Origin of the sequence: Nocardia alni (genome assembly GCF_019038435.1) — a bacterium.
GTDB classification, from domain to species: domain Bacteria; phylum Actinomycetota; class Actinomycetes; order Mycobacteriales; family Mycobacteriaceae; genus Nocardia; species Nocardia alni.
Genome location: NZ_JAGPOX010000089.1, coordinates 25,827 through 40,641 on the forward strand (window position 1 = coordinate 25,827; position 14,815 = coordinate 40,641).

Annotated in this window: 13 protein-coding genes and 2 CRISPR repeat arrays; of the genes, 7 read left to right on the plus strand and 6 right to left on the minus strand. The window is 65.5% G+C overall.

The genetic code is table 11. From position 1 onward, the window contains the following. Positions 1 to 134 precede the first annotated feature (134 nt). On the minus strand, positions 135 to 518 hold the full coding sequence (locus JZ791_RS28420) for a hypothetical protein (RefSeq protein ID WP_216898415.1): 384 nt from the start codon (positions 516 to 518) through the stop codon (positions 135 to 137). 664 nt (positions 519 to 1,182) lie between these two features. On the opposite strand from JZ791_RS28420, the gene JZ791_RS28425 reads away from it, so the two are divergent. After that, a complete protein-coding gene (locus tag JZ791_RS28425; RefSeq protein ID WP_216898416.1) occupies positions 1,183 to 1,320 on the plus strand; it encodes a hypothetical protein in 138 nt (45 codons plus the stop codon). A gap of 13 nt (positions 1,321 to 1,333) precedes the next feature. Next, positions 1,334 to 1,774 (plus strand): MmyB family transcriptional regulator, encoded by a 441-nt coding sequence (locus JZ791_RS28430; protein ID WP_216898417.1) that lies wholly within the window; start codon positions 1,334 to 1,336, stop codon positions 1,772 to 1,774. Positions 1,775 to 2,529: 755 nt separating this feature from the next. On the opposite strand, the gene JZ791_RS28435 is transcribed toward JZ791_RS28430, so the two are convergent. The 5 genes from JZ791_RS28435 to JZ791_RS28455 all read right to left on the minus strand — a co-directional run bounded on the left by JZ791_RS28435 (position 2,530) and on the right by JZ791_RS28455 (position 7,812). Further along, positions 2,530 to 2,973, minus strand: a complete 444-nt coding sequence (locus JZ791_RS28435) for a DUF6968 family protein (protein ID WP_216898418.1) — start codon at positions 2,971 to 2,973, stop codon at positions 2,530 to 2,532. 878 nt (positions 2,974 to 3,851) lie between these two features. Further along, positions 3,852 to 4,970 carry a DUF932 domain-containing protein gene (locus tag JZ791_RS28440; protein WP_216898419.1) on the minus strand — a complete coding sequence of 373 codons (1,119 nt, stop codon included), beginning with the start codon at positions 4,968 to 4,970 and terminating at the stop codon, positions 3,852 to 3,854. A 129-nt stretch (positions 4,971 to 5,099) separates the two neighbouring features. Further along, a complete protein-coding gene (locus JZ791_RS28445; protein WP_216898420.1) occupies positions 5,100 to 7,040 on the minus strand; it encodes a ParB N-terminal domain-containing protein in 1,941 nt (646 codons plus the stop codon). Between the two features lie 87 nt (positions 7,041 to 7,127). Continuing rightward, on the minus strand, positions 7,128 to 7,580 hold the full coding sequence (locus JZ791_RS28450; RefSeq protein ID WP_216898421.1) for a hypothetical protein: 453 nt from the start codon (positions 7,578 to 7,580) through the stop codon (positions 7,128 to 7,130). Next, positions 7,573 to 7,812 carry a hypothetical protein gene (locus JZ791_RS28455; protein ID WP_216898422.1) on the minus strand — a complete coding sequence of 80 codons (240 nt, stop codon included), beginning with the start codon at positions 7,810 to 7,812 and terminating at the stop codon, positions 7,573 to 7,575. The genes JZ791_RS28450 and JZ791_RS28455 overlap by 8 nt, the downstream gene beginning before the upstream one ends. Before the next feature lie 549 nt (positions 7,813 to 8,361). On the opposite strand from JZ791_RS28455, the gene JZ791_RS28460 reads away from it, so the two are divergent. The 5 genes from JZ791_RS28460 to cas5 all read left to right on the plus strand — a co-directional run. Further along, complete coding sequence (locus tag JZ791_RS28460) at positions 8,362 to 8,766, plus strand: hypothetical protein (RefSeq protein WP_216898423.1); 405 nt, start codon at positions 8,362 to 8,364, stop codon at positions 8,764 to 8,766. Positions 8,767 to 9,210: 444 nt separating this feature from the next. Further along, a CRISPR array of direct repeats spans positions 9,211 to 9,779; the repeat unit is 30 nt; unit sequence GTTGCGAGCCCTCGTAGGGCGGATGCGGAC. A gap of 100 nt (positions 9,780 to 9,879) precedes the next feature. After that, a CRISPR array of direct repeats spans positions 9,880 to 10,375; the repeat unit is 30 nt; unit sequence GTTGCGAGCCCTCGTAGGGCGGATGCGGAC. 553 nt (positions 10,376 to 10,928) lie between these two features. Then, on the plus strand, positions 10,929 to 11,606 hold the full coding sequence (locus tag JZ791_RS28465) for a CRISPR-associated endoribonuclease Cas6 (RefSeq protein ID WP_216898424.1): 678 nt from the start codon (positions 10,929 to 10,931) through the stop codon (positions 11,604 to 11,606). A 12-nt stretch (positions 11,607 to 11,618) separates the two neighbouring features. Then, entirely contained in the window at positions 11,619 to 13,067 is a 1,449-nt protein-coding gene (locus JZ791_RS28470) for a hypothetical protein (RefSeq protein WP_216898425.1), read from the plus strand. Then, positions 13,064 to 14,113, plus strand: a complete 1,050-nt coding sequence (cas7i, locus tag JZ791_RS28475) for a type I-B CRISPR-associated protein Cas7/Cst2/DevR (RefSeq protein ID WP_216898426.1) — start codon at positions 13,064 to 13,066, stop codon at positions 14,111 to 14,113. The genes JZ791_RS28470 and cas7i overlap by 4 nt, the downstream gene beginning before the upstream one ends. A 44-nt stretch (positions 14,114 to 14,157) precedes the next feature. After that, positions 14,158 to 14,815: CRISPR-associated protein Cas5 (cas5, locus tag JZ791_RS28480; protein ID WP_216898427.1), on the plus strand; the 658-nt coding region annotated here is incomplete at its 3' end.

A 14,815-nucleotide genomic window follows, 5' to 3' on the forward strand; every position in this document is an offset into this window, starting at 1 on the left:
ACGGGTATTGACTCCGGGGCCCGTGCCGGGCGGGTCGCATAGCCACCCTCCTTGCGGCGGGTGACAGCGAGTCGAGTGCCGACACGACCCCCGCAATCCACACCCGCGCGGTGGCGGGTTGGACCGGGGCCGGGTCAGGCCGCAGTGTCCTCACGAGTGGGGCGAAGAACCTGGAACTCGCGGTAGCGGCAGCTCAGGCTCAGGTCGATGCCCAGGGCTCGAATAGTGGCAAGGGGTTCGCCCTTGCGGGAGGTGAAGATCTCGGTGCGCAGGTTGCGGACTTCGGCGCTGACCGCGTCGCCTTTGTCGAAGGTGTGCAGCACCCGCATGGCCATGGTGCCGGCGTAGCGGACCTCGTAGGAGGTGGAACCGGTGTCCTGATAGCCGTCCTCGGTGCGGCGCTGGTGGTTGTCGATGATCGTCACGTAGACCGCGACGGTTTCGGGCTGGGTGGCGGTGGCCTGGTAGGTGACCAGGTCGCTGATCTTGGCGATGTTGCCCTTGACGATGGTGCTCATCGGAATGTCCCTTTCGGTTGGTGTCCTGTCTGGCTTGTCTCGGGGCCCAGGGCGGGACGGCGGAGATGCCACACGGGGGTGCCGGGCAAGGGACGACAAAGTTTGTTTCAGCGAGCCCGCGAGCGACCGGACCGTGTCCGGAAAAGAAAGTTTTCGCCCGCCCGGCCGAGCAACGCGAGCCCCGTTTGGCCTCGAGGACGCCCGCACTACAGTCGCGAGATCTGCCGGGAAGGATCCACCGAAAGGGCCACACCGACGCGCCCCTCGCCGAGAGCGCGACGACCACCCACAGCGGCACCGCGCCTACCAAACAGACACTGCCTGGTCACGGCCCACGACGGCCCGTCAGCTGGGCCGGGAGAACCTGCCCAGGGCACCGGTTGCATCATCCGGCGGGCTGGCGACGAGTCCACCATGGCAAGCAAGTTGAGCCGCTACAGCACAGGAGGGAAGAAGAACGTTCTCGCTGATTCCGCGGGACTCACAGAGGGATACAGCACAGAAGGATCGGCTCCTGGCATCCTGGTCGCAGCCCGGCATTCTGATCGGTTCTGCATCGGCACCATCTGGGAGGGATGACATGACCGAGCGCACATCAGGTGAGCCACAGCGTGACCGACCGATCACCGAGGAATACCTTCGTCGCCTTGAGGCAGGTGAACTCGTGCCGACCCCGAACGAACTCATCGCGTTCGAGGATCACTACGAGATGACCCCGGTGGAGCGTCGGTTCACCGAACTGCTGTACCGCGTCGAAAACCCAGGGACCCGTACCGATCCCGGACACCACCGTAAACGATGACCACCGGCGCCTCGTGGACGCCTACTCACCGAACCCGGCCGCGTTACTGGATCGCCGCTGGAACATCCTCTACGCCAACACCGACTACCTGCGAGTGCTCCAAGGACTCGATGCCCAGGACGATAACTTCCTGGACTGGTTGTTCCTCGACGACAACTCTCGGTCGGTAGTGATCGACTATCCGAGCGAGGCCCTCCATTTGATCGGACGGTTCCGATTCGTGTGCGTTGCCCACCGCGACGACCCCGAGATCATGGAACTGCTACAGCACCTCACTGGCGATCCTCTGTTCGCGAGAGGATGGAAGGACGCGGTCACCGTGCTCGCCGACGGTCCCGCCGTGACACCCATGTGCTGGCACGATCACGACACCGGGAACATTTTTCGTGTAAGCGAAGAACCCGTGCCCGGCACCGAATGGCTGACGCTACAGGTCGCAGTCCCCATTCCCTGACGGTCATCCCCGGTGCGATTCGCGGCACGGCGGTGAAGTGCCGGAAGCAAATGCTCAGATCACACCGCACTGTGGGCTGTCACACGTGGGGAGATGTCCTCGGACGGACTGTCGCGGCTACGGTCATTGGCCATACCGTGATTCGGTGAGCAGCCCACCCTCGCCGACCCCGGGCGCTCGGTCCGACGAACAAGGCCGGAAGCTGGCTGATCTGACAGTGCATGCGGAGATCTACAACGAGGTGATTGCCCGAGGAGCGCGATAGCGGATTGAGGCGGTGCAGCTGCAACACCGACCGGAGAGTACGGGGTAGCGGTCACCGGAGTGCATACGCCCCGTCGCGGCGGCCGGGCCGGAGTTCGGCGCTAATTCCGGCGACTCCGGTGCTGACTACCCGGCTCGGCCCGCGCGCTGTTATCGTCTATCCGGTCACACCCCGCGCGTGCGGGGATTGGCCCGACGTGGACCAGTGGGTCAACAACATGCGGCAACCCGCCCCGCGCGTGCGGGGATCGTTTTACATTCGTGGCGCCACCGGAGGCTGCACGACAGTAGGAATTCGCGCTGTGGCGACACACGATGACGTCAGGCTAGTTGTACGACGTGCCAGCGTTTGGTTTGACGTCTGAGTCCACGCGGCCTGCCTGCGGCGATCAACCACGAGGGCCCGTGCGAGTCGAATACGCGAGGCGCGCTCGCGCAAGCGCGTCGAGAGTGTTGACACCAATCCGGTCGGCGCCCGACCGTCGTGTTCGCTAGTTGTCGTCTTCGCGTGGCATGTCATCGAGCAGTTGCTGTCCTCGTTGCCGCATTCGTTTTACAGCCTCCGGACCGAGAACGACCGCGAGTTGGTCGTCGGTCGGTGCCTTGACGATTATGTCGCCGCCGGGCAAGCCGACCGGAAAGCCCAGTGCGGGAATGCCGTCCCAGGTCAACGAGATCCCGGAGCCCTCCAACTGCTCACCGACGATGCGTAGACCCAGGATCAGTGCGTGGATGGCGTCGCTGCCGGGTGCCCACGTGATCACCGGGTCGGGTGTCAAACCGGTGATCTTCGTGCCGCACATCCAGGTTTTCGGTTCACCGGTGGGCATCTGTTTCGGTGCCCCGATTTCCACGACTACCGGCCCCGTGGGGGATTCGAGTTCCCGGGTGGCCATGGCCGTCCCGATATCGTCGGGCATCCCGAGGTTGGCCACCAGAGACTGCCTTTCTCCATTGTCGGTTGTGCAACGAGTATCGCAGAGAGAACCCGTATGGGCCGGTAAGCCCGGCCCATACGCTGCGAGCAGAGAGCGGCGTGATGTTCAGCAGCCGAGCATCGAGCCCATGGCATTCGGATTGCACTTGCGTGCAACACAATTCGAATACCAGTCCTGAGCGTTCCTGTAACAGACCGCCCGCCCGCGGGAGCCCGCGGGGTAGTCCTGGTTGCACTCGTTGATGAGTTGTTGATGGCCCTCGTCGCAGTAATCGGCGAAGGCGGCTCCCGCACCGAACATGACCGTCCAGATCGTGATGAGCGTGAACAGCAGGCCAACACGGACCAGCCGACGCGACGTACCCGATGATTTCCCCATGCCCCACCGATCCCCCGTGAGAGTTGCCGGCCGGATCGGCCGGTCTTACCAGGGATAAGAATAACATGGAACGCAGAGCCCGCAGCCGAATTTTCTTGCGGGACCGGATGATCCGAGTTCCCTCCACCAACCACTAAACTGCGGCCTGGGCAGGCCCTGGTGTTGTATTGGGGCGTCAGGCTGAGGGTCCGTTTTCGACAGGGTGGTCTCTATCGGTCGCAGCATGCGCGCCGTTCTGGCGGGTCTGTCACCTCACCAGTGTGAGGTGACAGACCCGTGCCGCAAGGGCTCCGACCGATGGTCGGAGCCCTTGGGCCTTGAGATGTCGCGGCCCGCCGCCTGGGGTCGGCGGCGGGCTCGATGGGGGCACGTCGGCGTGCCCGTTGCGGGCGCGGCCCCGCCCTCGGGTCCTCCCGGGGCGGGGCCGCGCCGCGCCCCGCTGGATGCGGGGCGGGCGTTGGTCAGCGTGATCGGTGGCTGTTCGGGATCATCTCCGGTCAGGCGGGGGTGAGTACGCGGAACATGCGCTCGAGAGTTTCGGCGTCGGCTTGGGCGGTCTTGCCGGTGACGGCGTTGGTGGTGTTGCGTCCGGCGCGATCAGTGCGGCCGGGGCGGATGTGGTGCTGCCACGTGTTCACCGCTTGCAGCCATCCGAAACCGGTTCCCGTCCAGGGCTTCACCCGCTCGTCGGAGGTCCACAACAGTTCGATCTGTTCGCGTTTGGTCTCCGCGCGGGTGCGGGCGGCTTTGGCGGTGTCGTCCTCGGGCAGCGACGCGAAGTCGTCCAGTAATCGACGGAACTGGCCGCTGGTGACGGTCAGGTCGCACAGTTTCGCGATGTCGGCCGCGAACGAGTCTTCGGCCCGCACGATCATCCGCAACGCCTCGCGGGCGTCCTTCAGATCGAGCTGGGACAAGGTGGTGCGGCGGCGTAGTTTCCAGATCCGCCCGCAGCGTTCGGCCTCGTCCAACGCCCAGGCGTGCGTGTTGTCGCACACGACAACCTGATTCACGGCCGCGTACGACAGTGGCAGTGTGCCGTTCATGGAGGCGGTGGCCAGGATCGAGGTGCGGAAGTCGACTCCTTCGGGGGTGGTGACGGTGTCGGGGCGTTCGATCTGTACCCATGCGACCGCGCCGCCTTTGAGCAGTCCGGCAGACCCGATCCCCAGCGAGTCATCCGAGACCGCCAACCCGTCCGGGGTGACCAGCGCAGCCAACCCCTCCAACAGCATCTGCTCGTACTGCATGATCGGGTACTTGGCCGAGAACACTCCGAGCGGGCGACCGGTGTCGGAGCGGAACACCATGCGCCGCGACAGATCAGCGATCATCGGAACCGGTGAACCGGGGGCCTGCACCAACTGATACTCAGGATTGGCAGGGTCTGCCGGGGTCTCCGGCGTCGTGCCGAACGGCACTGGGTAGTGCGGCGTGACCGCTTCAGCTCGCCAGGCGAACAGTCGTCGGCGCACGTCGGCGGCGGGGATGTATCCGGGGTAGTGGTTGGGTTCTGCGCCCTGGTCCTCGGCGCGGTAGTGCCATGCGGTGCCGCGCTGGTCGGTCATCCCGATCAATGTTTGCGTGTTCAACCACTCGCTGGTTTCCTGTGACATGAAAAATCCTTTCGTACAACATGTTTCGTTGTGTCCGCGTCGGCTAGCGGGTGCGCGGGGTTACGGTTGGGGTGCAACCGGTCCACCCCGAACCCCTTGCGGGGCGGACCGGTTGAACAGCGAGGGTGGTCAGGCTGCGGCGGTGAGGGCCTTCTGTTCCTCGACGCGAGCTTTTTCTTCCTCGCGGGCGGCTTTCTGTTCGGCCCGCAGGGCGTCGATGTCGATGTCGGTCAACTCGAGTGCTCCGGTGGTGACCTGTTCGACCGGTGTCAGGGTGTGGCCCTGCCCGGCGAGGTGCAGCAGATACCGGCGGTAGCCCGGCCCGTCTCCCCACCATCCGCCCGCGTCGGCGCGCCAATGGCTTTGATCCATGCGTGCCTCGTGCGCACCGAGCACCAACCCGTACACCAGCACCAAACTCTGACCAGCCGACGCCTCCGTCGCGTTCCACTCCTGCGCGGACTCCCGGTCATCGAACCGCAGTAGCTCGAGCGCGGTGGCTTGCGCGAGGTGCCGGTTCACCAACTCCGGCTCGATCAACAGCGACTCGGCCACGAACGCAGCGGCACCGGTCGGCAACGTCTTACGCGACAGCAGGCGGCGCACGAACGCGCAGCGTTCCTCTTTGGCGACCGTGCCCTGAATATTGAGCGCGATCACCATCCGGCGCTTCTGGCGGTCCTTCTCGCGCTGCTCCTCGGCTGCCCGCCGCGCCGCCTCGGCTGTCTCGGCCGCTGCCGATGGGTCGGCCCGGCGCTGTTCCTCGCTCTCGCTGGCCTCGGTGCCGGTCTCCTCGGGGTCGCTGGCCTCGCGGTCGGTGTCGGGGGTGTCGGTGTCGGGAATCAGACCGGGGGCGTATTCCTCGTAAACGATCAGACCGGACGCGCCCAGGTGCTCGAGCGGGAGCCAGAAATCCGGTACCCAGCTATCACGCAGGAAAATGCTGTCGAAGTGCCGTAATCCCTCCTGGGCTGGCGCGCTGCGGTCATGGCGGGTGTCCCAATCGATTTCGGCGAACTCGACCGGCTCGCCGGTCTCGGCGTCCACGGCCACCGATTCGGGCTCCACCTCCAGACACACCGTCCACAGCGACGGCTGCACGGCGGTCACCTCGCCCCCGTCCGGGTTTCGTAACTCCTCATGATGTAGGAACTCACCATCCGGCAATTCGGTTGCACTGCAACCAGGTTCACGCAGAACGAACGAGAATCCGCGTTCGGCATACGGCAGGGACTCGCGCAGTTGCTCGGCGATCTGCTCGCGATCGGCCGCGATCTCCCCCGCGACGGTCCCGAACCGCGCGGTCGGAGCCTGCATCAACCGCACCACCGCATCGAGGTCCCCGGCCTGCTCGTACCGCGCGACCACGGCCGCCTGCTCGAAGGTGAGCTGACCCGAATCCACCGCGTCCATTGCAGACGGTGAATCGACCGCTGTCAGAGCGGCTTTCACCTCCTCGCGCTTGCAGGCGGTGTCACGCGCGATACGGGTCACGCTCGCCCCGTAGAGCGACATCTGCGCCCACCGGTTCGCGCGTTCACGATCGGTGTACTCACGCCTGCGGTCATTGGTGTGCACCTCGGCCGCGAGGGTTTGAATCATCGTCTCCGAATGATCTGCCCGCGCGGGAGCTTGGACGGCGACCGGAACCGTGTGCCCGGTCGCTTGGGCGGCCAGCACCCGGCGACGGCCTCGCGCTACCTGGTATCGGCCATTGGAGAGGGGGTACACCGTGACCGGCTCGAGTACGCCCCACATTCGTACGGACTCCACGAATTCCGGATCGTTGTCGAGGTCGTAGCGTGGTTCGTCCTCGGGGACATCGAAATCCAGCAGATCGGGGCGCAGATACAGGGGGCGGAACTCGTTCGGCTGCTCCTCGATCAGTTCCGCCTCGTAGACCACGGCGGCGGCGTCCAGTCCGGCAGCATCGAACACCGCCAGTTCGCTACCGGAATCGGCTTCGGCCGTGCTGGTTTCGTCCTCGGCCGTGCTGGGTTCGGCGGGGGTGCTGGTGGTCTCGATGTCGCCGGAGTCGGTGGTGTTCGCGGTGTCGGTGTTCGGGGTCATGATGGTGTGCTTTCTGGTGAGTGGTCATCGGCGCGAACGATGGGTGTGCGCCGGATGGAATGAGGTTGTGCCGCAGAGGGAAACGGCTTATAGGGGTCGTGAGCCGTCGGGGTCCATATCGATGACCAGGATCGGTTTGCCGTTGTGCCAGTACCCGAGGAAAAGCCCCAGCATGTACCGATCGGCTGCCGGACCGGCATGGACGTCATGGTCGAACCGGGTCGGGGCGGGCGGATATCCGGCCGTGCGACGGTTGCGGGCGGCTTTCAACGCCGAATCAGCGTGCGCTAACAGTGCCTCGACTCGACGCATGTGATGCCGCGTCGACGGGCGCGGTTGCGTGACGGGACGGATGTAATTCGTTTCGTCCCAACAGATCACCGACCGCCACACCGGTTCGGTCAACGTCACCGGCAACCGGAACCCGAACCGCGTGGCCTCGGCACTGACATCCGCGTACGGGTTTTCCGCTGTGGGATCGGACCGATACCGGTACACACGATTCTTCGGGAACAGTCCCAGGATCTCCCCGTCATACATCGCTATTCCCCGCCACCTCGTCCTGCGGGGTGTCGCGAACCAGGTTCACCGGCCCCAAATGCAGCCCGTACGCGCCCGGCGAGACATGCCAATTCTTGGCCTTCCAATCCGGATACAGCTGTTTGAACCGCTCCACGGTCCCGGGCATCAACTCCGATACCGGCCCGGCCTGCTGCGCCTTGCGCTTACGGGTGTACTCACTGCGGGTCAACACATCGGTCGTATCACTCATCGTGCGTTCGCCTCCAAACTGTCGTAAACGGTCCCCCAACCGCCCGTTCTTTTTGCCCTTCCGGCGAAAGAGATTTCGGGCCGGGAGATCCGCCGGGACGCAACCCCCGGGACTGGAAAATTCCGCACGAGCGAAGCGAGCCCGCCGCCAGGAGCGGAAATTTCCTGACCCGGGGTTGCGGACCGCCGGAGGCCCGGCCAAAAATCGGTCGCCGGAAGGGAAAAAGAAAACAAACCTTCAGCGAAACGCCCACCCGGGCAACGATTGTCCGGCGACGCCGGAGCCGGTCGAACCGGGCGTTTTCCGATTCTCACCGCAGGAGGCTGTCGCATCCGGGCGTCACGATGATCTGAAGTCACGTTCCCTCGCTGTGATCTACGCGGGTCACTGGCGGAAAAAGGTGCGCCAGCGATCCGAGTACGTCTGCGAAGCGAGAGCCATCGCTTCCGTGGCTCTAGGCGCTGGCTACGACGGTCAATCCCGGCGGGATTTGTCGGTGAAGGTCAGCGGGGTTGACGTGTTGGCGGGAGATTCTTTTCGGTACGGGACTTGTCGGAGGCGCATCGGTCGGCGGTGAAGTCGTTGCGGCAGGTGCGGGCGTTCGAACGGTCCGACGCGCGTGAACTCGTGGCGGGTTTGGGGTTGACGGGGCAGGCGGCGCGGGAGATGGAGAACTCGTTAGCGGAGGGGCGTGAGTGTCAGCGCGAGGGGGTGACACGTGGCATCGAGGCGATGGGGCGGGAGGCGCGCGAGCGAGGTGTTGTCGCGCAACGGGATACGGAATGGCAGGCGCGGCGCGTGGAGCGGGAGAAGACGCTGCGGGAGTTGGTCCGCACCCAGCAAATCCGTGAAGACGATATGCGGGTGCGTCTGGAGATCGAGTTCCCCACCTCGCCCGGTGAGGTGGCCCGGGACAAAGCACAGGGCCTGATCCCGATGACGCCCTCCGAATGAAACAGGCCAGAAAGCGCGAGGGACTGTCCCGGGAACGGGGCCAGCATCGAGAGCGATGAACGCCCGACGCCCGCAATCCATTCCCTAATGAATTACATCCCCCTGAACCGGGGGGTCTTGCATGTCCGGTGCGCCCAGAAACGGAAAGGTGATGGGACCGCAACACGTAACGCGTTCTGCTCGTGGGTCGGTCACGCCTTTTGTGGCCGACCTGCATGGTGCGCCTGGTTTTGGAACGCGCGTACTGTTGATGATGTCGATCAGCACCGATGGTGCGCGGTACCTGCGCGATTGAGCGTCGAAGGTCTCTCACCTCCATTCGAATTAACAGCGCCCGCCTGGCGCACTCGACAGCACGTGAATACGTTTGGCGCGCCGTTTACACCCTCGTAGGGCGGATACCGGGCGCCACCCGCCCCAGGTCGACCTGCCGGGACTTGCTGTAGTGCGAGCCCTCATAGGGCGGATGCGGACCCGGCGCCGTCCGATACGCCCGTTCGGTCGGTCTGACGTTGCGAGCCCTCGTAGCGCGAATGCGGACCATCGGACGGTTGTGCTTGTCGATCCTGGGACCGGGCACGTTGCGAGCCCTCGTAGGGCGAGTACGGACCCAGTTCTCGCGCAGGCCGATCAGCTGCGCCGCATGCTGTTGCGAGCCCTCGTAGGGCGGATGCGGACACAAGCCTCCCGGATCATGGCCGTCACGCATGTGCCTGTGTTGCGAGCCCTCGTAGGGCGGATGCGGACGCGGAGGCTCTACTCCCGCTGCCGCGATGACCGCGTTGCGAGCCCTCGTAGGGCGGATGCGGACCCCGAGTGGATTCCTGCGCTTGCCTATCGTGCCTAGTAGGTTGCGAGCCCTCGTAGGGCGGATGCGGACGGTCAACCTCGCCCGGGTGCGGAACGCACTGATGAGGTTGCGAGCCCTCGTAGGGCGGATGCGGACGTACCCGATCGGTGGTCAGCACACGACGCATTATCTGTTGCGAGCCCTCGTAGGGCGGATGCGGACCGCCGGCCAACGGCACCCGCGTGTGCGTGATGAAGACGTTGCGAGCCCTCGTAGGGCGGCGGACCTGCCGACGGGCTGCCGATTACCTGCCGATTACCTGCGTTGCGAGCCCTCGTAGGGCGGATGCGGACTCTACCGGTATGGGCGCCCGCAGGTGGCCTACCTGTAGTTGAGAGCCCTCGTAGGGCGGATGCGGACTGGCCCGCGCCCTGCGCGTCGCGCCCTCGGAGTTCTCCCCGTTGCGAGCCCTCGTAGGGCGGATGCGGACGTGCGCAGCGACAGGTCCAGGTACTCGGCGGACAAGTGTTGCGAGCCCTCGTAGGGCGGATGCGGACCGGACATCTCGCCCCGGTGAATGCGCCCGTAGTTCATGTTGCGAGCCCTCGTAGGGCGGATGCGGACTCCTGGCGCCCGCGATGATGGGATTGGCCGAGCAGATGTTGCGAGCCCTCGTAGGGCGGATGCGGACGACGACGCAGCAGGGCTCGCCCACGAACCCCGGTTGCGAGCCCTCGTAGGGCGGATGCGGACCGGGCCGGACGACCAACTCACCGAATCCGCGATAACGTTGCGAGCCCTCGTAGGGCGGATGCGGACCCGAAGGTAAAACAGCAGGCAGAGAATAGTTTTCAGGCAGTGTTGCGCTCCGATTTTGCAGCGTACCTCCGGTTGTGCACCGAACCGCGGCGTGTCGCTGCAATCCGGGATGTCCGATGTAGCCCTCGAAGGGCGGATGACGCGGTTCGCAAGCGAGTGAAGACGATTGCGAGGCCGTTGCGAGCCCGTGTTCGCTGCTTGGCGGGCGGGGCGATGTATCGAACGTTCTCACAATAGCTTTCGCTGCCTCGAGGGTCCTTGTCGGGGTTGTCCGGATCCCAATTTTCGGGTCTGGCAATGGTATTGCACCGGCTTGAAGCTTCAGCTAGCCTTGCTGCGGGCTGGCCGCTTGCACACTGTGACAGCTGGCACCGACAGAAACGGTTCGCGACGGCCCGGTGGCCGTCCGTGGGGATTCCGAAATCAGGTACGAACTATGCGTATTCGTGTAACGGGCCATACCTCGGCGCGGACGTTGCCGTGGGATCACGTGCTCAGTCCGGGGCGTGCGGTGTGCTATTCACTGTTCCATCGGACAGACCCGGAGTTAGGTGTGAGCTTGCACGACAACGGTTTCGGTCGGCATCGACTTGTACCGTTCGGTTATTCGGCGCCGGTGTTTCCGGCGGGCCGTCGAGGCCCGGGCGCGTATCCGGTGGGTGGTCCGGGGGTGATCGAGTTCGGCAGTCCGTTGCCGGAGGTGATTCTCGCGTGGGCGCGGGCGTTGGAGTCGACTCCGGTGCTGGCGTGGGGTCCGGTCGCGTTCATCGTCGACCAGGTCGAGCTGCTCGATGTACCTGATTTCGGTTCTGGTACCGCGGTTTTCAGGACATCGACACCGGTGGTGATGAAGGGCTCCGGGCGGGATGACTCCGGTGCGCGTACGACGAGGCAGGCGTGGGTGCTGCCCGGTGCCCCGGAGTGGGAGGTGTACTTCACGGGCAACCTCCAGCGCAAGGCCGAGACCCTCGGTCTGGATCCGGCGGTGGCCCTGGAAAGGGTGCGGTGGGTCGGCCCGCGTCGCGCCTTCGCGGTGGCGGGCCAGTCGGGTGTGGCGGGTAAGAAGCCCGGTGCGTGTGTCGAGGTGGAGGTGGTCGGGGCGCCGGAAACTCTTGCCGCCATTCACAGCTGGGGGTTGGGTCAGGCCAACGCCACGGGGATGGGCTGGATCGAGTCCCCGCGCTCGCCGGCCTCGAAACTCTTGTCGGCGCACGCTGGCGCCGCAGTCTGAGGAGGCGTGGCTGTGATCGATACGTCGAATCCGCATGCGGATACAGTGTTCGACGCCGAGCAGCATCGGGTGCTGCTGACCTCCAGTCCGCTGCAACGCATCGGCGCCTACGCCCTGGCGGCTCTGGCGCAGGTGAAAACGCCGGACGAGTTGACGGTAGAGCGGTTCGAATCCGCAGTCGGGAAGATGACCGATCATCTGAAAACTACTGTGACAGTGAACGAAGCGACCGATCCGGGCGGGTTTTGGCTGTCGGCCGGGTACGGGTTGTGGCCGAACGTGGATGGCTTGACGCATCCCAGCCGTAAACGCAAGCCGCAACCCGCTCGTGCTGCGTTGCTGGAGGATTGGCGTACCTGCCCTCCCGTCGAGCTGTGGCCCGGTGCGCCGTGCGCGTATTGCGAGCGTGCGGCGTGCGGTTGGTTCGGCAAGATGGATATCCCGCTGGGGGCCAGCATCGAGCATCGGAACACCACGGCGCCGGGGCATCTGGGGACACCGCTGTGTTTCGCGTGCGTGGCCTGCTTGTGGGCGTTCCCGTATGGGTGCCAGCTGGCCGGTGGCCGGGTCGCCGCGGTCCATTCCTGGGACGAGCAGTTTCTGGGCCGGACGGTCCGGTTGGCGGTCGATCGGACGTTGGCGGCGATGGTGGCCGGGTACAGCAAAGCCAAACTCGGTCCCTACGCGCGGGAACGGATGGTGCTCGAGCAGGTGCGCGACTATCCCGCGCGACGCATCACCGCGGATGTGGAGTTGATGGTGCTGTCGAACTCCAACCGGGAGCAATTCCTGCACACCAAACTGATGAGTCAGCCGATCGCGCGATGGTTGCGCACGACTCGCTCCTCGAAACCGGAGCACCGCGCCGGCTACCGGACCTTGCTCACCGCGCAGGCTTCTAAAGACATCGATGGCGAGGCGTGGCTGGCCAAGCGACTGTTCACCGATCCGGCCGTCGTGTTCTATCGGTCGGTCAACTTTGTCCTGGAACGGTTTTCGTCCCGGAAGGCTCCCCCGGACGAGGTCGCTGTGCTGGCGCCGTTGCTGTATTCCTACTGCCGCGAGGTATTGAACATGGAAACCAAAGACTTCGACCGGGTCCTGGCCCTGGCGGACCGGTTGGCGAGCCTGCTGAGCAAAGACAATCGTCCGGGGCCGGTGCAGGGATTCCTGCACGCGACGCGCACCACCAACGATCTGTACCGGTGGTTGAAGTCCGAGGCGATTTCCTGGCAGCTCACGACGCCTTCGAACGGTGCACCGACGGTGCTGGTGTCGGCGCTGGATTATCGGTTGCTGTTCGAGGACGAGGGCTGGTGGTCGCATCGCCGCTTGCTGGTGTTCGCCGTACTGGAGGCGTTGGCGAACAGGGGGTGGGTGCCCGAGGGGTTCGAGGATCAGGTCATCGACATGAGTGAAGAAGCGCGAGACGCGGCAAGTGAGGGAGAGGATCAACCGTGACCTACGTCGTGGGGCAGATAGTGCTGCAAGTCAAGGCCGGAGCGCCGAACAACGGGCGCGGCGACGGGAATGTGTCCATGGTCAAACAGTTCCGGGCCGGGCGCGACACCTACCCGTACGTCTCGGCGCAGGCGTGCCGCCGGTGGATTCGGGATTCGCTACCGGCGAGCGAGACGGCCTCGCCGGTGCTGCGCAGCGGGAAGGGCGCCAAGCAGCAGGCGTACACGAGCGGGCGTCCGGACCAGTACCTGGACGACGACCTGTTCGGGTACATGATCGCGGTCAAGGCCGACACCTCCGGGGCCAAGGAGTCCAAGACGTTCATGCGGGACACGGTGTTCGCGACCGGCACCCTGGTAGCGGTGGTACCGAACCCGCCGGTGATCGACTTCGGGACCATGAGCCGGGGTTTCGGCTCGGAGGAGAACCCGGTCATCCACGAGCACCAGATGTACACCGCCGATCTGGCCGGGGACATCCTGCTGGATCTGCCGCGCGTGGGCACCTTCGAACTCGGATCCAGTATCGGCAAAGCCGCCCTGTCGCCGACGGTCGCGACCGAACTCCTCGCCGGGTCCGCGCACAAGACCGCGTTGCGGGGTGTGGATTGTGCGCGGTTGCCGATCGAGCAACGCCGCCACCGGGTCGCGGTGCTGCTGCGGACCATCGCCGAAATGCGGGGCGGGGCAAAGCAAGCCCTGCACTACGGGGACCGGACACCGGCGCTGGTGATCCTGGCGCCCATGCTCGGCGGTATCAACCCGTTCACCAGGATCGTGCGCAACCGCGGCGGGCAAACCCACGTCGATGCGGATATCCTGCGCACCGAACTGGACGCCTGGGCCGACCAGCTCGACGGACCGGTCCGGATCGGCTGGGCACCAGGGTTTCTCGGCGAACAGCGCGACAACGTCCGCAACGACCTGACCGACCTGCTCGACTCCGGCCGGGTCCTGTTCGACCATCCCCGCACCGTATTGCGCGCTCTGGCCGACGAATTCGTCGCCGGGGACCACGATCACTGGTTCGAGGACCCCACCGCCTGACCGCGCCCCGCGCCTTGGCTGACACCACAGTGAGGAGCACCATCGTGACCCAGGCGTTGGAGCCGACCCCGGCATTGGAAGTCGTGGTCACCTGCCCCGTGGTCAGTTTCCGCAACGACCTCTACGCCGGACTCCAGGTCGACCTGCCGTGCCCGCCACCCTCGACGGTCGGCGGGATGCTCGCCGCCACCGTCGGCGGCTGGCAGCACGTTCCCCTGCACACCCGGTTCGCGATGACCTTCCGCGCCGAGGGCACCGGAGTCGATCTGGAGACCTATCATCCCCTGGCCGCCCCCGGCGTGCCAACCAACACCACGATCAAGGACCGCAACTTCCTGGCCCAAATCACCCTGACCCTGTGGCTCACCAGTGAGATCGACCTGTGGGCGCACGCGTTCCGCCGACCGGTCTGCCCGCTGCGCCTCGGACGCAGCCAAGACCTCGCCACCGCCCGCACCACACCGACCACCCTGCACCCCGGCCCCGGCACCCAAGGCCACGCCGTCCTGCCGGTCGATCTGCCCGAGACCACCGGGACGAGGATGCGGCTGAGTACCGCGATATCCTTCGACCGCACCCGAACACGCTGGGACACATACCAATACGCCCGTACCGGCGCCCCGCCGAACCAGACGATCGACGCCGGACAGGTCACCGCATCCGGGCAGGCCGTCGCGCTGCTGCCACCCGTTCACCCCGCCC